Origin of the sequence: Flavobacterium artemisiae (assembly GCF_042678225.1) — a bacterium.
Taxonomy (GTDB): Bacteria; Bacteroidota; Bacteroidia; order Flavobacteriales; family Flavobacteriaceae; genus Flavobacterium; species Flavobacterium artemisiae.
Window position 1 is genome coordinate 668,622 of the sequence record NZ_JBHUDZ010000007.1, and the last position, 19,599, is coordinate 688,220.

15 protein-coding genes are annotated in these 19,599 nt (G+C 34.8%); 9 read left to right on the forward strand and 6 right to left on the reverse strand.

Features of this window, described 5'->3' with window-relative positions; translation table 11 throughout:
- The first annotated feature begins 1 nt into the window (after position 1).
- From ACFSC2_RS08140 to ACFSC2_RS08165, 6 genes are all read left to right on the forward strand, one after another.
- Positions 2–1,192: a glycoside hydrolase family 130 protein gene (locus tag ACFSC2_RS08140; RefSeq protein WP_379816902.1), complete on the forward strand. Its 1,191-nt coding sequence runs from the start codon at positions 2–4 to the stop codon at positions 1,190–1,192.
- Between the two features lie 2 nt (positions 1,193–1,194).
- Complete coding sequence (locus tag ACFSC2_RS08145) at positions 1,195–2,385, forward strand: AGE family epimerase/isomerase (protein ID WP_379816903.1); 1,191 nt, start codon at positions 1,195–1,197, stop codon at positions 2,383–2,385.
- 41 nt (positions 2,386–2,426) lie between these two features.
- The gene (locus ACFSC2_RS08150; RefSeq protein WP_379816904.1) at positions 2,427–2,975 is read left to right on the forward strand and encodes a carbohydrate binding domain-containing protein; all 549 of its coding nucleotides are present in this window, start codon (positions 2,427–2,429) and stop codon (positions 2,973–2,975) included.
- 8 nt (positions 2,976–2,983) lie between these two features.
- Positions 2,984–4,228, forward strand: coding sequence for a glycoside hydrolase family 26 protein (locus ACFSC2_RS08155; RefSeq protein WP_379816905.1), 1,245 nt, complete (start codon positions 2,984–2,986; stop codon positions 4,226–4,228).
- A 155-nt stretch (positions 4,229–4,383) separates the two neighbouring features.
- Positions 4,384–5,670, forward strand: a complete 1,287-nt coding sequence (locus tag ACFSC2_RS08160; RefSeq protein WP_379816906.1) for a glycoside hydrolase 5 family protein — start codon at positions 4,384–4,386, stop codon at positions 5,668–5,670.
- Between the two features lie 127 nt (positions 5,671–5,797).
- Positions 5,798–7,789 carry a glycoside hydrolase family 97 protein gene (locus ACFSC2_RS08165; RefSeq protein WP_379816907.1) on the forward strand — a complete coding sequence of 664 codons (1,992 nt, stop codon included), beginning with the start codon at positions 5,798–5,800 and terminating at the stop codon, positions 7,787–7,789.
- A gap of 65 nt (positions 7,790–7,854) precedes the next feature.
- Here ACFSC2_RS08165 and mgrA read toward each other — a convergent pair whose 3' ends face one another.
- The 4 genes from mgrA to ACFSC2_RS08185 all read right to left on the reverse strand — a co-directional run bounded on the left by mgrA (position 7,855) and on the right by ACFSC2_RS08185 (position 14,302).
- A complete protein-coding gene (gene mgrA, locus ACFSC2_RS08170; protein WP_379816908.1) occupies positions 7,855–8,811 on the reverse strand; it encodes an L-glyceraldehyde 3-phosphate reductase in 957 nt (318 codons plus the stop codon).
- A 398-nt stretch (positions 8,812–9,209) separates the two neighbouring features.
- Complete coding sequence (bglX, locus tag ACFSC2_RS08175; RefSeq protein ID WP_379816909.1) at positions 9,210–11,504, reverse strand: beta-glucosidase BglX; 2,295 nt, start codon at positions 11,502–11,504, stop codon at positions 9,210–9,212.
- 325 nt (positions 11,505–11,829) lie between these two features.
- Positions 11,830–13,212 carry a sialate O-acetylesterase gene (locus ACFSC2_RS08180; protein WP_379816910.1) on the reverse strand — a complete coding sequence of 461 codons (1,383 nt, stop codon included), beginning with the start codon at positions 13,210–13,212 and terminating at the stop codon, positions 11,830–11,832.
- Positions 13,202–14,302: an SGNH/GDSL hydrolase family protein gene (locus ACFSC2_RS08185; RefSeq protein ID WP_379816911.1), complete on the reverse strand. Its 1,101-nt coding sequence runs from the start codon at positions 14,300–14,302 to the stop codon at positions 13,202–13,204. The genes ACFSC2_RS08180 and ACFSC2_RS08185 overlap by 11 nt, the downstream gene beginning before the upstream one ends.
- A gap of 210 nt (positions 14,303–14,512) precedes the next feature.
- On the opposite strand from ACFSC2_RS08185, the gene ACFSC2_RS08190 reads away from it, so the two are divergent.
- Positions 14,513–15,016, forward strand: a complete 504-nt coding sequence (locus ACFSC2_RS08190; RefSeq protein ID WP_379816912.1) for a C40 family peptidase — start codon at positions 14,513–14,515, stop codon at positions 15,014–15,016.
- A 303-nt stretch (positions 15,017–15,319) separates the two neighbouring features.
- On the opposite strand, the gene ACFSC2_RS08195 is transcribed toward ACFSC2_RS08190, so the two are convergent.
- A complete protein-coding gene (locus ACFSC2_RS08195) occupies positions 15,320–16,900 on the reverse strand; it encodes a L,D-transpeptidase family protein (RefSeq protein ID WP_379816913.1) in 1,581 nt (526 codons plus the stop codon).
- A 167-nt stretch (positions 16,901–17,067) separates the two neighbouring features.
- On the reverse strand, positions 17,068–17,481 hold the full coding sequence (locus ACFSC2_RS08200; protein WP_379816914.1) for a DUF1573 domain-containing protein: 414 nt from the start codon (positions 17,479–17,481) through the stop codon (positions 17,068–17,070).
- A 164-nt stretch (positions 17,482–17,645) separates the two neighbouring features.
- Between ACFSC2_RS08200 and ACFSC2_RS08205 the strand changes: the two genes are divergently transcribed.
- Positions 17,646–18,911 (forward strand): sensor histidine kinase, encoded by a 1,266-nt coding sequence (locus tag ACFSC2_RS08205; protein ID WP_379816915.1) that lies wholly within the window; start codon positions 17,646–17,648, stop codon positions 18,909–18,911.
- The gene (locus ACFSC2_RS08210) at positions 18,908–19,594 is read left to right on the forward strand and encodes a response regulator transcription factor (RefSeq protein WP_379816917.1); all 687 of its coding nucleotides are present in this window, start codon (positions 18,908–18,910) and stop codon (positions 19,592–19,594) included. Before ACFSC2_RS08205 ends, ACFSC2_RS08210 begins: the two co-directional genes overlap by 4 nt.
- Positions 19,595–19,599: the final 5 nt, after the last annotated feature.

The following is a 19,599-nucleotide window of genomic DNA, read 5'->3' on the forward strand; positions in this document are numbered from 1 at the left end:
TATGACAACAATAACATCTTCGGCCACTTTTCTAGATAGAAAAAAGGCATTAGAAAAAGAACATAAATCGCTGATCGAACAAAAAAACGAACCGTTGCAAATTGCTGGAAACGGTATTTACGAACGTTATAAAAATCCTGTCGTAACAGCAGCACATACTCCGTTAAACTGGCGTTTTGATTTTAACGAAACTACAAATCCTTTTTTACAAGAACGTATTGGCGTAAATGCTGCTTTTAATGCCGGAGCCATGAAATGGAACGGAAAATATTTACTAGCCGTTCGTGTAGAAGGAATTGACAGAAAATCATTTTTCGCTATCGCTGAAAGTCCAAACGGAATCGATAATTTCCAATTCTGGGAAAAACCATGCGTAATTCCGCAAACCGAAGATCCAGACACCAACGTTTACGATATGCGTCTGATTCATCATGAAGACGGTTGGGTTTACGGAATCTTTTGTACCGAAAGAAAAGATCCAAAAGCACCAAAAGGAGACACCAGTTCGGCTGTAGCCAATGCAGGAATTGTTCGTTCTAAAGATTTAATAAACTGGGAAAGACTTCCAGATTTAATTTCGAATACCGGACAACAGCGAAATGTAGTATTACATCCAGAATTCGTAAACGGAAAATACGCCTTATATACACGCCCGCAAGATGGATTTATTGATGTAGGTTCAGGCGGTGGAATTGGTTTAGGTTATGTTGAAGACATGACAAATCCAGTGGTAAAAGAAGAAAAAATTATTTTCGGAAAACAATATCATACGATCTACGAATTAAAAAACGGACTTGGGCCTGCGCCGATAAAAACTCCAAAAGGCTGGTTACATCTTGCGCATGGCGTTCGTAATACCGCAGCTGGATTGCGCTATACATTGTACATGTTTATGACTGATTTGAATGATATTTCGAAAGTAACTCATGTTCCGGCTGGACATTTTATGGGGCCAGAAGGCATTGAAAGAGTCGGAGACGTTTCTAATGTATTGTTCTCTAATGGATGGATTGAAGACGAAAATGGAACCGTTTACATCTATTACGCTTCTTCTGACACCAGAATGCATGTTGCCGTTTCTTCTGTAGAAAAGCTGATCGATTATGTAACGCATACACCGACAGATACATTTATATCTGCAGGTTCTGTAGAAACGATTATTAATCAAATCGAAAAAAATAACGCCATTTAATCGTGTCATTAAAATTAAGCCTTTTAAAATCGGAACTGACGGCAGAACTTGATGCGATCTTAAAATATTGGTCGCAGCATACTGTTGACCAACAAAATGGCGGTTTTGTCGGACAGATTGATTTTGAAGATCATATTATTGCAAATTCAGAAAAGGGTTCGGTTCTAAATGCCCGAATTCTTTGGACGTTCTCTGCCAGTTATAAAACCACAAAAAACGAAAACCACAAAAAACTGGCAAAAAGAGCGTTTGAATTTCTAGCTGCTCATTTTTATGACAGCACTTTTGGAGGTCTTTTTTGGAGTATAAATGAGGATAAAACTCCAAAAGACACCAAAAATCAAATTTATGCTTTGGCTTTTGCCATCTATGGATTGTCTGAATATTATTCGATTTCAGAAGATCAAAAAGCATTGGAAATGGCCATCAATTTATATTCAAAAATTCAAGAATATAGTTATGATCCTGCAAACAAAGGCTATTTAGAAGCTTTTACCAGAGATTGGAAACCGATCGATGATCTTCGTTTAAGCGAAAAAGATGCCAACGAAAAAAAGACCATGAATACGCATCTTCATATTATTGAAGCGTATGCTAATTTATTTAAGGTTTGGAAAGACAAGACGCTTCAAAACACTATGTTTGAGCTTCTTGAAACAATAGAAAAGTATTTTATTAATACAGAAACGGGGCATCTTCGTTTATTTTTTGATGAAAACTGGAACGAAAAACCAGACGTGATTTCGTACGGACATGATATTGAAGCAGCGTGGCTTTTACTACAATGTGCCGAAATTTCGGAAAATAAAAAATTGACAGCAAATTATAAAAAATACGCCATTCAGATTGCAGAAGCAACAAAAGAAGGTTTTGATTCCGACGGTGGGTTATGGTATGAATTTGATCCCAAAAGAAAAGAGCTTATTACCGAAAAACACTGGTGGCCTCAGGCAGAAGCACTGATAGGTTTTTACAACGCTTATCAATTAACTGGAAACGAAAATTATCTAACGATTGTTTACGATAACTGGAAATTTATTAAAAAACATATCCTTAACAAACAAAATGGAGAATGGTTTTGGGGAATCTACAGTGATTATTCGAAAATAAAAAAAGACAAAGCAGGCTTTTGGAAATGCCCGTATCACAACGCTCGCGCCTGTCTGGAATTAATAGAACGCATTCAAGATTAATTAAGTGTTTTTTTGAATCTTTGTAATTAAAAATAACAATTATGAAACAGCTTCTTTTTTTAAGTTTATTATTTCTAACTACAATTACCAACGCACAAACGAACCTAATTAAAAATGGTGGTTTTGAATCTGATTTTGTGGATTGGCGCGGTGAAGAAAATGCGATGACTTCTCCTTACGACAAAAAATCAGGAAAAAACAGCGCCAATATTAATCAGTTTGTAGGTGCAGAATGGAAAGCACTTGATCAAATTGTTTCGATTCCGAAAAACACTTTTGCCGTAGAATGCAGTGTTTGGATGAAAGCCGACGAAATCGAAGAACAAAAAGAACTTTACAAAGCCGGAGCAGTAATTTTAGAATTTACCGATGCCGGCGAAAAACAAATCAGCACAGAGAATATTGCACAAGCACAAGGCTCGACAGAATGGATCAATTATAAAAAAGCGATAAAAGTTCCTGCCGATGCCAAAAACATAAGAATTATGCTCGCTTTAGCACAAACAAACGGCACCGTCTTTTTTGACGATATCAAGTTAATTGTACTTAGTGAAGCGGAATACTTAAAACTAACTACCGAAACTAAATAAACCACAAAATGAAAAAGCATCTTTTTAAAATAATCTATCTGAGTTTCTCAGTAGTCTTTCTTATTGGCTGTTCTTCAGACAATGATTCAAAAGACGAAGTAATTGTAGATCCTCCAACACAGGAAGATCCTTTGACAACCACAAATGCTGCAACTTATATGGTTGACGCGAGTGCTACAAAAGAAACTGTTGCTTTATTTTATAATTTAAAAAGACTAGGAAAGACTAAAACCGCCATTGGTCAGCAAGATGCTTTTAATAGTTTTTATCAAGATGCAGGCGGAGAATCTGACATTAAAAAAAATACGGGTTTCGATCCTGCCGTTTTGGGTTCAGACTTTATGTTTATCACCGATAAAAACAATAACGAACAAAGCAGCAACTGGTTTTATCAGCAGGAACAAAAAATCATTGCCGATACAAAAGCAGCTTACGCGAAAGGAATGATCAACACTTTCAGCTGGCATTTGAGAGAACCCAATAAAGAAGAGTCTTTCTATGCTTCAGACATGACGGCTCAACAAAAAGCAACTGCTTTTAAAAGTATTTTACCAAGCGGCGCCAATCATGAATGGTACAAGAAAAAACTCGACAAAGTAGCCAGCGTTATTTCTAATTTAAAAGGTTCAAACGGCGAATTGATTCCGATTATTTTTAGACCTTTTCATGAATTTGATGGAAGCTGGTTTTGGTGGGGCGCTGATTACTGTACTGCCGAGGAATACAAAAAAGCGTATCAATTTACGGTTGATTATCTCAAAAACACCAAAGGAATTCACAACATTTTATATGCTTATTCTCCTGATAATTCGTATTCAACACTTGAAGGTTATTTAACTCGATATCCAGGTGATAAATATGTTGATGTTTTAGGAATGGACAATTATGGCGATTTGAATAATGGAAGTGATGGATATAATAGCGCTAACGCAAAACTAAAAATGTTATCTATTGCTGCCAGTACTAGAGTAAAAATCGCAGCTTTGACTGAGACAGGATATCAGGTTACAGCCACAACACCGCCAATAAATAATTGGTTTTCTACCACTTTATACAATGTTTTACATGACAATAGAGTATTTGATCTTCAATTTAACACGATAAGTTATGTCATGTTTTGGAATAATTCTAAAGACGGCTATTATGTTCCAAATGGTACTGTGTCAAATGCAAGTGATTTTAAAACATTTGCCGAAAAACCACGATCGGCATTATTAAATTCATTGCCGAAAATGTACGAAATGCCGAAATAGATTTTTTGTTTAAGGTTTAAAGTTTCAAGTTGAAATCAGAACGTCTTAAATAACGTATAGCCCTAGCCCTGATAGAAGCGGCATCCTTTTGTTTTTTTCTTTAAAAAACAAAAGATACAGCGGATAGCAGGAACCAGCTCCTAAAAAATAGTATTATGATAAACAGATTTTTAAAAACTCTTTCATTTGTATTAATTCTTTCTGCAATTGCTTGTAATGCGCAGGAAAAAATCACGGTAAAAGGAAACCAATTTTATAAAGGCGATAAACCGTATGCTTACATTGGAACCAATTATTGGTACGGAAGTATGCTGGCGTCTAAAAAAATTGGCGACCGAAAAAGACTTTTGCGTGAATTGGATTTAATGAAGAAAAACGGAATCGATAATTTGCGAATTTTGGTGGGTGCCGATGGCGGAAAATATGATTTTACTGTTCGTCCAGCCTTGCAATATCAACAGGGAAAATACGACGAAGATTTATTGGACGGTTTGGATTTTTTAATTTCTGAAATGCAAAAACGTAATATGTACGCAGTTTTGTACTTGACCAATAACTGGGAATGGTCTGGCGGTATGTCGCAGTATTTAGAATGGAATGGCAAAGGTCCTGTTCCTGTACCGAATATTCCGCCGAATACTTGGCCTCAGTTTATGTCGTATACGGAACAATTTCACAGCTGCGAACCTTGTATAGAAGCATTGAATAATCATGTGAAGTTTATTATTGGAAGAACAAATGCTTATTCTAAAAAGAAATACAACGAAGACAATACGATTATGGCGTGGCAGGTCGGAAATGAACCGAGACTTTTTACGGTAGAAAACGAAGTTAAATTCACAAATTGGCTCAACAATATTGTAGATTTAATTGACAGTTTAGACAAAAATCATTTGGTATCTACAGGTTCTGAAGGAAAAAACAGTTCGAACGACAGCATGGAAATTTTTGAAAGAACACATCAAAATCCAAATATTGATTATTTGACAATGCACATCTGGCCGAAAAACTGGAACTGGTTTAAAGCTGACAATGCCGAAGCTACAATGCCAAAAACAATCGAAAATGCCGGAAAATATATTGACGATCATATCAAAGTGGCCAACAACCTAAAAAGACCCATTATTATTGAAGAATTTGGATTACCAAGAGAAAATGAAAATCTAAATGCAGGCGCACCTTCTGTTTACCGCGATCAGTTTTACAATTACATTTTCGGAAGAGTTTTAGAAAGCCATAAAAACGGCGGTCCGTTACAAGCAGCCAATTTCTGGGGTTATGGCGGCGAAGGAAAAGCGATTCATCCTGACGGAAAATGGAATCCAGGAGAACCTTTCACGACAGATCCTCCGCAAGAACCGCAAGGCTTAAACTCGGTTTTTAACGGAGACAAATCGACCTTGGAAATTGTAAAAAAATACAATTTAGAATTGAAGAAATAAAAATATTCATCCCTGTTTTTTGTAGAGACGCACTGCAGTGCGTCTTATGCGTAACGAATATGTGCGACGTAACTGGACGTAGACGCACTGCTGTGCGTCTCTACAGAATAACCAAAATCAAAACTTCATGAAAAATATATTTGTTCTTTTTTGTTTTCTATTTCTAAACTTTTGTTTCTCCCAGAAAAAACAGGATTTCATTGTATTTTCTCCCGATGGAAAAATTGAAGTTAAAATTGCTGTTGACACTAAAATTTCATGGACGATTTCGCATGAAAAAGATTTAATTCTGGCATCCTCAGAAATGTCTTTGACTTTGGGCGAAAATCAGGTTTTAGGAAAAAATCCTGTTGTTTTAAACTCCAAAAAAGAAAGTGTAAATACTTCTTTCGAAACGCCTTTATACAAAAAGAAATCGGTTCAAAATCAGTATAATCAGCTTACAATAAACTTCAAAAATGATTTCAGCATTGAATATCGCGTTTTTGATGACGGTGCTGCATATCGATTTATTACAAAAAAGAAAAAAGACATTACCGTTAAATGGGAAAATGTCAGCTTAAATTTTGATCACGATTATGCAACTTTAATGCCTTATGTTCGCGATTTAAGAAATCCGAAAGACCCTTATATTTCTTCTTTTGAAGCACATTACGAAAACAAAAAAATCAGCGAATTTGCTAAAGATACTTTGGCATTTCTTCCGTTTTTAATTGATTATAAAAACCATAAAAAAGCCGTTTTCTTAGAAGCAAATCTGGAAGATTATCCAGGTTTATTTGTAACAAACAACAAAGATAAATCGGGTTTTGAATCTCGTTTTTCTAAATATCCGACGAAAGAAACCAACGGCGGATTCAATAATATTAATAGATTAATTTCTGAAAGAGCGGATTATTTAGTTAAAACTAAAGGAACCAGAAATTTCCCTTGGAGAGCAATTGTTATTGCAGAAAGCGATGCCGCTTTAGCGAATAATGATATGGTTCAGAAATTATCGGAACCGTCAAAAATAAAAGATATTTCGTGGATAAAACCAGGTAAAGTGGCTTGGGATTGGTGGAACGACTGGAACATTTACAACATCGATTTTAAAGCCGGAATCAACACACAGACGTATAAATATTATATTGATTTTGCGTCTAAAAATAAAGTTGAATATGTGGTTTTGGATGAAGGCTGGAGTTTGGAAGAAGACATCATGAAACATAATCCGAATGTAGATTTGGAAGCTTTGATTGCTTACGGAAAAGAAAAAAATGTCGGTCTTATTTTATGGAGCTCTTGGATGGCCCTGACTAAAAACACAGATGGGATTTTAAAAAATTATGCAGATTTAGGAATCAAAGGTTTTAAAGTAGATTTCTTAGATCGTGACGATGCTAAAATGGTAAACTCAGTTTATGACATTTCACAAAAAGCCGCCAATCATAAATTGATTTTAGATTTCCACGGAATGTACAAACCAACTGGAATTCAGAGAACTTTTCCGAATATTTTAAATTTTGAAGGCGTAAAAGGTTTAGAAAACAATAAATGGACACCAAATGATGATGTGCCTCTTTATGATACCACAATTCCGTTTATCAGAATGATGGCTGGCCCAATGGATTATACGCCGGGCGCGATGCGAAATGCAACCAAAAGCGAATTCAAACCAAGTCATTCGTCTCCAATGAGTCAGGGAACTAGATGTCATCAATTGGCGCTTTATACGATTTTTGAAGCGCCGTTGCAAATGATGGCGGATAGTCCGACTGCTTTTATGAAGGAACAAGAAAGCACTGACTTTATTGCTAAAGTTCCAACCACTTTTGATGAAACTGCAGCATTAGACGGTGAAGTTGGAAAGTTCGTTTCGATTGCTCGCAAAAAAGGAAACACTTGGTATTTAGGAGCGATAACAAATTGGGATTCTAGAGATATTACAATTGATTTTTCTTTCCTTGAAAAAGGGAAAAAATTCCAAGCTGAAATTTTCTCTGATGGTCTAAATGCCGACAAAGCCGCAAAAGATTATAAAAAAGAAATTATTACCGTTGATTCGACAACGAAATTAAAATATAGATTGGCAAGCGGTGGTGGTTTGGCGATGATTATAAAGGAAAAAAATCTATAATTTATAAATTTTAAACCCGACAGCTTTTAAAAATCTGTCGGGTTTAAATCGAAACGTTATAAATATTACGCCAATATCTTCTCAATCGCATTCAATTCATCATGCGAAAACTCCGTATTTTCTAAACAATCAATATTATTACACAATTGTTTTACAGAACTTGCACCAATCAAAACTGACGTAATTCGTTTGTCTTTTTGAAGCCAAGCCAAAGCCATTTGTGCCAAAGACTGATTTCGATTCTGAGCAATTTCATTCAATTGAATTAATTTTTGAATACGTTCCTGCGTTACCTCATCTTCTTTTAAATGCCCATTCGGGTTATGAGCACGAGAATTTTCAGGAATTCCGTTTAAATATTTGTCGGTTAAAAGTCCTTGTGCCAAAGGCGAAAACGCAATACAGCCTACTCCTTTTTCTTCTAAAACATCTAGTAAACCATTTTCAACCCAACGTTCCAACATTGAATATTTAGCCTGATGAATCAGACAAGGCGTTCCTAACTGTTTCAAAACATCAACAGCAACTCTGGTTTGCTCAGCCGAATAATTACTGATTCCAACATACAAAGCTTTTCCGCTTCTTACAGCATGATCCAGCGCCATCATCGTTTCTTCAATCGGAGTTTCAGGATCTGGACGGTGCGAATAGAAAATATCAACATAATCGATACTCATTCGTTTCAAACTTTGATCTAAACTTGACAGTAAATATTTTCTAGAACCCCAATCCCCGTAAGGTCCGTCCCACATGGTGTAGCCGGCTTTTGTAGAAATCACGATTTCATCACGCAGATTTCCCTGAAAATTATGCCACAATATCTTTCCGAAATTCTCTTCAGCAGAACCTGGAACCGGCCCGTAATTATTTGCTAAATCAAAGTGAGTGATTCCTTTATCAAAAGCTTCTTTAGCGATACTTTCTGCATTATCAAAATTGTCTACCGAACCGAAGTTATGCCATAATCCTAAGGAAATTTCAGGTAATAACAAACCGCTTCTGCCACATCTGTTGTATTTCATTTTTTTGATTTAAAGGTTGGAGTTTTAATAGTTTTTAAAAATACAAAAATCTCTCGCAGATTTGGCAGATTTAGGAGATTTAAAAAATCCATTTGATCTGCTAAATCTGCGAGAGAAAATTTTTCTCTAATAAATTAATCTCGCAAAGACGCGAAGTCGCAAAGTTTAATTTATTAAGATTCAATTGCGTCCAGCTTTAGCTGGATGTGAAAAACAAGTGCCAAAAAAGGCTTTAGCCAAACCAGGGACAGTTTGGCTAAAGCCTTTTCTTATTCAAATCTTTCCCCTAGCTGAAGCTAGGGGCTATTCAAAAAATCTTGGCGACTCTGCGTCTTTGCGAGATTAAAAAACTTTGAACCTTTGTTACTTTGTTACTTTGAAACTTTGAAACTTTGAACTTAAAGAATCTCAAAACCACCCTGCAACCCTTTATCAGAACTTCCTCCAACCATGATTTTAAAAGTTCCCGGTTCAACTAAGTAGTTCCCTTCATTATCATAAAAACCAAGTTCTTTCTCAGTTAAAGTAAAGTTTACTGTTTTTGTTTCTCCTTTTTTCAAATTTACCAATTCAAAACCTTTCAATTCTTTTATTGGGCGAATGATACTTGCAAATTCATCATGAATGTACAATTGCACCACTTCCTTTCCGTCATAATTTCCAGAGTTTGTAACCTCAACAGAAACCTGTACTTTTTCGCCTTTTGCAAAAGACGTTTTATTTAATTTCAGGTTCTTATAATCGAAAGTCGTATAACTCAACCCAAAACCAAATGGGAATTGCGGTGTTTTCTCCACATCCATATAATGCGACCAAAAAACATTTTTATCACTGTCTGTTGGTCTTCCTGTACTGTATTTGTTATAATAAATGGGCACCTGACCCACATTTCTAGGAAACGACATTGGCAGTTTCCCACTCGGATTATAATCTCCGTATAAAACCTGCGCAACCGCATTTCCTGCCTGCGTTCCCAAATGCCATGCTTCCACAATTGCTGGAACATTTTCTGCAGCCCAAGGAATACTCAACGGACGACCGTTATTTAAAACCAAAACTACGTTTGGATTTACTTTGTAGATTTCTTCTAATAATTCCTGCTGTAAACCAGGCAAGTTTAAATCGGTACGACTTCTTCCTTCTCCGCTTTGAAAACCGTATTCGCCTAAAACCATTATAACAACATCAGCATTTTTTGCGGCTTTTTTTGCTGCTTCAAAACCGCTTTTATCTGTCGTGTTAAAAACCGTTTCAGTTAAAAAATTTGCTTTTTGTTTTAGTAAATCAGCACCTTTTTCAAAAGTCAGCTGATTGTCTTTATATTGCTGCATTCCTTCTAAAACCGAAACAGCAGTATCATCAGAAGCGGCAATTCTCCAGCTTCCCAACGGACTATTTTTATCATTTGCCAAAGCTCCAATCAAAGCAATTTTTTGTCCGGATTTCTTTAGTGGCAATAAATTTTTATCATTCTTCAACAAAACAATCGATTTTTTCGCCATATCCAAAACGCCTTCATTATTGGCTTTGCTTCCAACAACTTCTTTCTCCCGTTTTTCATCGCAATATCTATACGGATCATCAAATAAACCTAATTCAAATTTTACGCGAAGAATTCTGCGAACGGCATCATCAACCAATGCTTCTTTTACTTTTCCCGATTTTACCAAATCAACTAATTTTGCAACATACAAATACGATTCCATATCCATATCAGAACCAGCAATAACGGCTTTTGCTGTTGCATCAGCTTCGTCTTTTGCATAACCGTGCGCAATCATTTCGCGGATTGAAGCATAATCCGAAATTACAAATCCGTCAAACTTCCATTTTCCTTTTAAAATATCTCTTTGCAAAAAGGCATTTCCAGTGGCAGGAACACCATTCAAAGTATTAAACGAATTCATAAACGTACGAACTCCAGCTTCAACCGTCGCTTCAAAAGGAGGCAAAACCGAATTGTACAATTTAGAATTACTTATATCCACAATATTATATTCCAAACCAGCTTCAACATACCCATACGCCGCAAAATGTTTTGCACAAGCCGCTATTGTATTCACTTTAGCTAAATCGGCAATCGTTTCTCCTTGAAAACCTTTTACACGGGCATACCCCACTTTACTTCCCAAATACGGATCTTCTCCTGCGCCTTCCATCACACGTCCCCAGCGTGCATCATTTGCCACATCGACATTCGGTCCAAAAGTCCAGTTGATTCCAGATGCCGAAGCTTCATCTGCCGCAATCGCTGCCGATTTTTTTATCGCTTCTAAATCCCAACTCGCCGCTTCTGCCAACGGAATCGGGCTTAACGTTTTATAGCCATGTATTACGTCAAAACCAATAATTAACGGAATTCCCAATCTTGTTTCTTCAACCGCAATTTTCTGCACAGCACGAACTTCTTTTACACCGCGAACCGTCAGCATTGAACCAACCAGTCCTTTTCTTAAATGTTCGTATTTTAATTCAGCGGTTCCGCCTTTTGGAGCTGGTCCTGTAACATCCCAAAAACCGTTGTATTGATTCATCTGTCCGACTTTTTCTTCTAAAGTCATTAACGGCAAAAGCAAATCTATACGCTGTTCAATAGTTTTATTTTTATCTAAATACGGTTTCTTCTGTGCATTCATATTTCCAACAGTAAACAGGGACAAAACCCCAATAATTATTATTTTTTTATTTTTCATTTTTTTAAGGTACTAAGGTTCTGAGATACTAAGTTTGCTATTTTGGGCGTGTCCCGCCGAAAAAGGCGGGTCGGGCTATCCGTTTCAAGTCCTCGCACTTCCTTCGTCAGGCTGTGGGCTTTCCACTTCTATCCCTCACGCAGACGAGTTTAACAGATTATTTCGTTATTAACATTAATATTCCACAATGTTGTCATCCTGAGGAGCGAAGGATTTTCACGAGTAGCCCCACAATGCAAATCGCCAATCTTTGTCGAGTCTCTTATGAAGATCCTTCGTTCCTCAATAATCTAAAATCTAAAATCTACATTCTAAAATCTAAACTCTAAAACTCAGAAGTAAAACAAGAAGCCGGCAAATTTGCTTTATTAAACAAATCCGATTGTATTGTATTCCCCCATGCAAACCTCACTTTTTCAGGTTTCGGAACTTTTTTGCTTGTTAAAACAATTTCATTGTTTTTGATTAGAGCTTCTGCAGGAAAGAAAGCTCCATCAACACCAGCAATTTCAAACTGATTCGATTTTTTATCTTTAAAATACAATCCGTCACCATAGTCAAAAGAAACGGTTACTTTATTTTTATCGATTTTAATGGATTTAAAGAGCGGTCCATTAACTAAATTCGAGTTGGTTTTATAGGTTTCAGCCAAAGCTAAATTCGCTAAACGAATTCCAACTGATTTTTTATTTTTTGGATGAATGTCAATTGTATCTGAAATATCGCTGGTCACGACCATTCCGACATTATTAATTTCTTTTAATAATTTTCGCTGTGAATTTCTCACCGTTACATTGGAGAAATTATTACTTCCTGTTTTAAACGGCGCAATCTGAACGTAATAAAAAGGAAAATCGTCTTTCCATTCTTTTCTCCAAGACGTAATTAAAGCACCTAATGTTTTATCATAAACCAAAGAGCCAACATTTGATTCACCTTGATACCAAAGCGTTCCTGCAATTTTGAAACCTACAATAGGATAAATCATCGCATTATATGCACGTCCAGGTTGTCTTGGTCCGTATTCTTGTTCGTTGAGTTTTTTGGCATTTTCTAATAAAAGTGCATCGCTGTTTACCACTTCTTCCGGCATCCAGATTTCTGCTGGAGTTCCGCCCCAATTGGAAGAAATTAATCCGATTGGTACATTTTTTAAATCTTCGCGAAGGCGTTTAGCAAAAAAATAGCCAATCGCACTGAAATACTTCATCGTTTCTGGAGTCGATTCTGTCCAGTTTCCTAATAAGTTATTCTGTGGCGTTGAAGCGGTTAATTTGGGAACGGTAAAAAAACGAATATTTGGATTTGAAGCGTTTTTCATTTCTTCCTCGCCATCATCAATTCCCCAGCTTGCAGACATTTCCATATTTGATTGTCCCGAACAAAGCCAGACTTCGCCGATTAAGATGTTTTTTAAAACCACTTCATTATAGCCTTTTATTGAAATTGTAAAAGGACCGCCGGCTTCGGGAGTTTTAATCGTTAATTCCCATTTTGCCTGATTGTTGGTTACGGTTTTATATTCCTGATTGTTCCAGCTCGAAACCAATTTGATTTCTTCTTGCGGATTTCCCCAGCCCCAAATTTTCACTTCAGAGTTGCGCTGTAAAACCATATTATCACCGAAAATATTCGGAAGAGCCACGTTTGCCATCATAGTACTGGAAATCAATAGAAAGAAAACAAACTTAAAAATATTATTTTTCATTTAGCAGCTTTTTTAAGAATGGTGCGTATTGATCTGCCATAACTTTTTGATCTTTCACATCTGGATGTCCTAAACAACCTTTTGGTGTCATGGATTTAAATTTGAAAATCTGAATTGCTTTATGTGTTTTGTCATTCGCGAAAGCATCCTTAATTTTATTCAAACAATCTTCGAAAACAACACCACGTTCTCCGCCTACCATCGGGCTGTTTGTAATTACGATCTGTACTTTCGGATTATGCTCGTAAAGCATTTTTATAAAATTGATGTAATTCGAAATATACTTTTCAGGATTAAAAGGAAGACGTTCTTTCTTTCCATTTCCGCCAGAAAAATCATTTGTTCCCAAAGCAATGCTGATAATATCGGGTTGAAAAGCAAAATCATATTTTGCTTTTGAAGCATCTTTTGTCAGATATAGATTCTGATAAACATCGGGCATTATCGCTTCGTCTTTGTTTTCGTCGTTCCAATTGCGGTACATTCCGATTCCAGAAACACAGCTCATTAAATAATCTGTTCCAATTTGTCTCGCGATTCTTGGTCCGTATGCATAATAACCGTTATGATGATCCATATATTCTCCTTGATCACAAGGAATATCAGACGGATCGCTCGCTGCGCCGCAGGTAATTGAATCTCCGATAAATTCGATTTTCTTTTTCTTTTTAAATGAAATTGAAGTCAGTTTTGCAGTTGTTCCCGCAAATAAAATATTACCACTTTGTGCTTCGGTATTTTTGTAGATTTCTAAATGATGCTCTTTTTTGCTTGAAGTAATTTTAATTGGAAAAGATTGAACAGTACCTTTTTCAACTCTGATCTTTCCGATATATTTTCCATCTAAAACCAACTGAACATAATTGTGATGCTCATAAGAATCAACGCTTTGTAGTGAAATCGAACATTCATTTCCTGTAAAATTAAAAGAGACTGAAGCCGCAGTTCCAATCAAAATGACATTATCATGCTGCAGTTTTTCAATTCTTCCTTGGTATAAAAAAGTTTTAGTATCATTTTGAGTTTGTGATATCGAAACAACCGAAATCAGCAAAAACAGAATTAAAAGCGCATATTTTTTGAGAAACATAATTTATTTGTTAAAATATAAATAAGATTCACAAATATATTTGAAATCAATTACAGAGAAAGATACTAAAATGTCAAAATGCAATAAAAAAACACCACATAAACACATCACTCGAACTTTAAAGAAAGTTAATTCTTTCAAAATTAAAAGATGTCTATTTTGAAATTGCCGAACAACGGTCTATCTTTAGCCATTCAACTTTTTATTATAATGAAATCAACAATCTCCATAGTACTTTTAGCTGTTTTGCTTTTGTCTTTTGCTACACCACAAGAAAAAGATTCATTCAAATCTATTTCTGTTTCACAATCAGAAATTAACCGTGATTCTATAATAGAATATGCTAAAAAGTATTTAGGAACACCTTATGTATATGCGAGTAGCAATCCCCAGAAAGGCTTTGATTGTTCTGGATTTGTAAGTTATGTTTTTAAAAACTTTGGATTAACGCTTCCTCGAAGTTCAAGTGGTTATAAAAATTTAGGAAAGGCTTTAAAACCGGAAGATTTTAAAGTAGGTGATGTTTTAGTCTTTTATGGATACAAAGACAGAACCGTTGTCGGGCATTTGGGAATTATCTGCGAAGCCAATGGAATGCAGTCCAAATTTATTCACGCTTCTTCTGGAAAAGCGCAACAAGTTACTATTACTGCACTTGATACCGAACATTATACCAAACGCTTTTATAAGTGTATTGATGTTTTGTCGGAATAGTTTTTTTGTTGGCCACGAATTCACGAATTTGTCTTTTAGCCACAGATTAAAAAAATTGACACAGATTTTATTATAATCATTTTAATCTTTTAATCTTTGGCTTTATTTTTTTTGCCGCGAGTTGCACTAATTTTCGCGAATTTACTTTTTTAGCCACAGATTAAAAGGATTAACGCAGATTTTTATAATCATTTTAATCTTTTAATCTGTGGCTTTATTTTTTAAACCACAAATTGCACAAATTAGCACAAATTAAAAATTGTAATTCGTGGTAATTCGTGCAATTCGTGGCAAACTTTAAATCTATTCGTCTGTCAGTAATTTGATCAAACTTTCGTCTCTGTTATAAATATCTTTATAGAAATTTAAATTTCCTTCGCGATCTACCCAAGCAGTAAAATAACCGATATAAACCGGAACTTTTTTCTTTAAAGTGTACCAGCTTTCTTTTCCAGCATGCATTGCTTTATCAATTCTTGCAGGATTCCATGCCGGATCTGTTTTTAATAACTCAATTGCCAATTCTCTTGGTTTTGCTACACGTACACAACCGTGGCTAAAAGCCCTGCTTTCTCTTTCGAACAAACTTTTTGAAGGTGTATCATGAAGATAAATATTACTAGAATTTGGAAACAGAAACTTTACTAATCCTAACGAATTATTTTTTCCAGGTAATTGACGAACTGAGCCGTTATTCCATTCAAGATTTTTCTTTTGCAAATAGTTCTTGTCTTTTGCCATTCCCGGTTTTATCTCTGCTTTAATAATACTCGGAGGCACATTCCAATAGGGACTAAAAACGATATTATTCATCATACCGCTGAAAATAACGGTTTTGTTCATCGTTTTACCAACAACTACCGCCGATGTAAAAGCAATTTTACCGTCTTCAATTATATACAATTTAAACTCCGGAATATTAACTTCTATATATTTCTGTCCTTTTTCCAATTCAGGATCAATCCATCTGCAACGTTCCATATTAGCGATAATGGTCTTGATACGCTCAGAAACTGGAATATTTAAATCGGCGATATGTTCTTTTAAAATTATATTTTTTGGAATATAACCGTGACGAACTTCATAGTTTTTAATGGCTTTTATAAAAGTGGTGTCGCAAATACCATTTTTATCATTTTCCTTTAAATCTTTGGTTATAAAAAGTCTTTCTTTAATCTGAGATACAACACTTGACGAATCCCCTAATTTTATGCTTTTATAATCTTCCCCTATCTCAATAGTTTTCCAACCGCCGTTTTTCTCAATTTCTCTGTATTCTTTAAGAGCGTCGCGCAATTTGTAATATTGGCTGAACATCTTTTTCTTTTTATCATCGCGAATGGTCGATTTTTTAAAAATAGAATCAGACAAGACTTGATAGTTTAGCTTTTTTCTTGGTAAAAGCCATTCTAACGAAATACTTGTTTTTTCGTCAAAACCAGCATATACTTTTTCAGCGTAATAATAGTAGAGATTTGAAATCAATAAATCGGTGTCTTCTTTGGATAATTTGACAGCGGTATTATTTTCAAAAACCGAACTCAATTGTTCTTTATAAGGATAATTAGCTTTTAATCCTTCTTGGTCTAAATTTTTGTATTGATTGAATAAAGTGTTACCAAATTCGACAACTCCTTTATTATCCTGCCATAATTGAGTTGATTTATTTTTTTGATATAATGAAGTTACATCGTTTTTAAACTTGGCAAGTTTTGGATAATTCTCATAAAATGAAGCAATACGAACACTGTCGATTGTGAGTTTTAATTCAGGGATTTCTTCAACTGTTTTAATCGAATTTTCGTCTTTTTTGTCTGCTTTCGAATTACACGAAAAAACGGCAAAAAATACAATTGCAATAAGAGGCGAATACCAAATTTTCATAGCTTATAATTTTCGATAAAAGTAAAAAAAATTCTATTAAAACAAAATTCAGCAAAAATATTTTGAACTGGCTTTTTTGCTGGTTTTAAGGACGTTTTAGTAAAATAAAAAACTCCAGACAATTTCTTGTCCAGAGTTTTCGCCATATAACCAACCTATTAAAATTTTTAGATAACCGTACCTTTTAAAGTAAGGATTTTTGGTGTTGTTTCTGCACTTGTTGTAACAGTAACTGTTTTTGTAAAAGCACCTTTGTTTGCTGCATTGTAAGTTGCTGTAACTTTTGCAGATTTACCTGGCTGAATTGGTTCTTTTGTGTAGTCTGTTGCAGTACATCCGCATGAACCTTGCACCTGAGTAATTACTACTGCAGTTTTTCCAGTATTTTTAAATTCGTAAACAATTGCTTTTGGAGTTCCCTGCGGAATTTGTCCAACATCAATTGTTTCTGCTTTCCAAACAATTGTAGAAGCAGTTTCTCCAATTTCTGTTTCAGAAACTAAAGATTGTACCGGCGCAATTGCCGAAAAAGACATAAGGCCTAAAGCCAATGCTAACATCGAAATTTTAATCATTTTCATAATGGTATATTTAAAATGGTTTATAGTTCAAATTTTATATTACAAAGGTAATTCAGACAAATTGATGTCGCTGTTAAGTGGTTTCAAATGTTTGTTAACGACTTGTTAACCGCTTATTTTCAGCATAAAATTGATTAATATTACACTTTCAAAATACATTTTCATTGAAAATTAATAAACTCAACAGCATCATTATTTTAGGACTAGTTGCTATTATCAGCATATTGGTCGCGCAATTGCTTTGGACAAAAGAAGCTTTTACTATCGAACAGAAAAAGCTGAGTCAGAAAGCGCACATCGCTTTATTAGAAGTTGCCAAAAAATTATACGAAGGAACCAATCACGAACTGCCGGTTCAAAATCCTGTGCAGAAAATTGCAAACGATTATTATATCGTAAATGTGGACAACGAATTTGAACCCGAAATTTTAGAATTTTATCTAAAAACGGAATTCAAAAAAATGAATATTACGACAGATTTCGAATACGCCATGTATAATTGTCAAAGCGACGAAATGATTTATGGTGATTATATTTCGCTCTCTAAGAAAAAAGCCGAATGCAAAAAAAGCGTTTACTTTCCAAAACATAAAAATCTGGTTTATTATTTCGCAGTTCGTTTTCCAAATGAAACTACCTATTTATTCAGTTCCATGCGATTTTGGTTTGTACTTTCAATGTCATTAATTTTTATTCTGCTAATTTATGTGTATTCTATTTTTAAGCTTTTACAGCAAAAAAAATATTCAGAATTACAGCGTGATTTTATTAATAATATGACACATGAATTTAAAACGCCTTTGGCTTCCATTCTTATTGCGTCTAAATATTTAATTGAACAAAAACCTATTAAAGAAGACAAAAAACTTTTTACCTACACTGATATTATTATCAATCAGGGAAATAAACTTAATGGTCATATTGAGAAAATCTTAAATATTGCGAAGTCTGATTATAAGCCTTTAGAATTAAAAAAAGAAAGTGTCCTGATAGTTCCGATAATTGATGAAGCAATAGAAAACATCAAATTAAAATATCCAGAAGCTTCTATTAAAATTGAAAGTTCGTCTTGCGAATATTTATTAGAAACAGACGTATTTCATTTTGCTAATTTGGTTTATAATTTATTGGATAATGCGGTAAAATACTGCAATGAAAAACCTGAAATCAGCATTAAAATCACAGAAGAAAATAACTGTTTAAAACTAGAGTTTATAGATAACGGAATTGGAATTGCCACTAAAAAGATTTCTTATATCTTTGATAAGTTTTACCGCGTACAGAATGAAAAAAGTAATGAGGTTAACGGTTTTGGCCTCGGATTATATTATGTAAAAGAAATCTGCAGTCTTCAGAACTGGAAAATCAAAGCCGAAAATAATGTCGAAAAAGGGGTTACAATAACCTTATCAATTCCTTATAAAAAATGAGTAATTTCAAAATACTTTATGCCGAAGATGATGAAACTCTTGCGTTTCTAACCAAAGATAATTTGGAACAAAACAACTATGAAGTAATTCATTGTTCTGACGGAAAATCGGCTTTTGAAACTTTTCAAAATAAGGATTTTGATATTTGCATTTTCGACATCATGATGCCTAAAATGGATGGTTTTGAATTGGCTGAAGCGATCCGAAAAATTGATCTTGATATTCCGATTATTTTTCTTTCGGCTAAAACTTTAAAAGAAGATCGTATAAAAGGTCTGCGTCTGGGCGCCGACGATTATTTAGTGAAACCTTTCAGTATTGAAGAATTATTGCTGAAAATTGAAATTTTCTTAAAACGTTCGCAGAAAAATATTCCAGTTGCAAAAACAATTTATGAGGTTGGAAAATACCAATTTGACACCAAAAATTTTATTCTTTATAATGATGAAGAAAAAGTCGGCCTTACACAGCGAGAAGCCGAATTATTGAAATTATTTCTCGATCATAAAAATTCTGTTTTAAAAAGAGAACAAATCTTAACTTCTCTTTGGGGAACTGACGACTATTTTATGGGAAGAAGTTTAGACGTTTTTATTTCGCGTCTGCGTAAAATTCTTGCCGACGAAAAAGGGATTTCGATAGAAAACCTTCATGGAATTGGATTTAGATTTTCGATTGGGTAATCACA

Coding starts and splice junctions, on each gene's coding strand:
- ACFSC2_RS08180 (WP_379816910.1), bottom strand. CDS start 13,212: ATGAAAAATAATATTTTTAAGTTTGTTTTCTTTCTATTGATTTCCAGT.
- ACFSC2_RS08190 (WP_379816912.1), top strand. CDS start 14,513: ATGAAATCAACAATCTCCATAGTACTTTTAGCTGTTTTGCTTTTGTCT.
- ACFSC2_RS08160 (WP_379816906.1), top strand. CDS start 4,384: ATGATAAACAGATTTTTAAAAACTCTTTCATTTGTATTAATTCTTTCT.
- ACFSC2_RS08185 (WP_379816911.1), bottom strand. CDS start 14,302: ATGTTTCTCAAAAAATATGCGCTTTTAATTCTGTTTTTGCTGATTTCG.
- mgrA (WP_379816908.1), bottom strand. CDS start 8,811: ATGAAATACAACAGATGTGGCAGAAGCGGTTTGTTATTACCTGAAATT.
- ACFSC2_RS08150 (WP_379816904.1), top strand. CDS start 2,427: ATGAAACAGCTTCTTTTTTTAAGTTTATTATTTCTAACTACAATTACC.
- ACFSC2_RS08195 (WP_379816913.1), bottom strand. CDS start 16,900: ATGAAAATTTGGTATTCGCCTCTTATTGCAATTGTATTTTTTGCCGTT.
- ACFSC2_RS08155 (WP_379816905.1), top strand. CDS start 2,984: ATGAAAAAGCATCTTTTTAAAATAATCTATCTGAGTTTCTCAGTAGTC.
- ACFSC2_RS08165 (WP_379816907.1), top strand. CDS start 5,798: ATGAAAAATATATTTGTTCTTTTTTGTTTTCTATTTCTAAACTTTTGT.
- ACFSC2_RS08200 (WP_379816914.1), bottom strand. CDS start 17,481: ATGAAAATGATTAAAATTTCGATGTTAGCATTGGCTTTAGGCCTTATG.
- ACFSC2_RS08210 (WP_379816917.1), top strand. CDS start 18,908: ATGAGTAATTTCAAAATACTTTATGCCGAAGATGATGAAACTCTTGCG.
- bglX (WP_379816909.1), bottom strand. CDS start 11,504: ATGAAAAATAAAAAAATAATAATTATTGGGGTTTTGTCCCTGTTTACT.
- ACFSC2_RS08140 (WP_379816902.1), top strand. CDS start 2: ATGACAACAATAACATCTTCGGCCACTTTTCTAGATAGAAAAAAGGCA.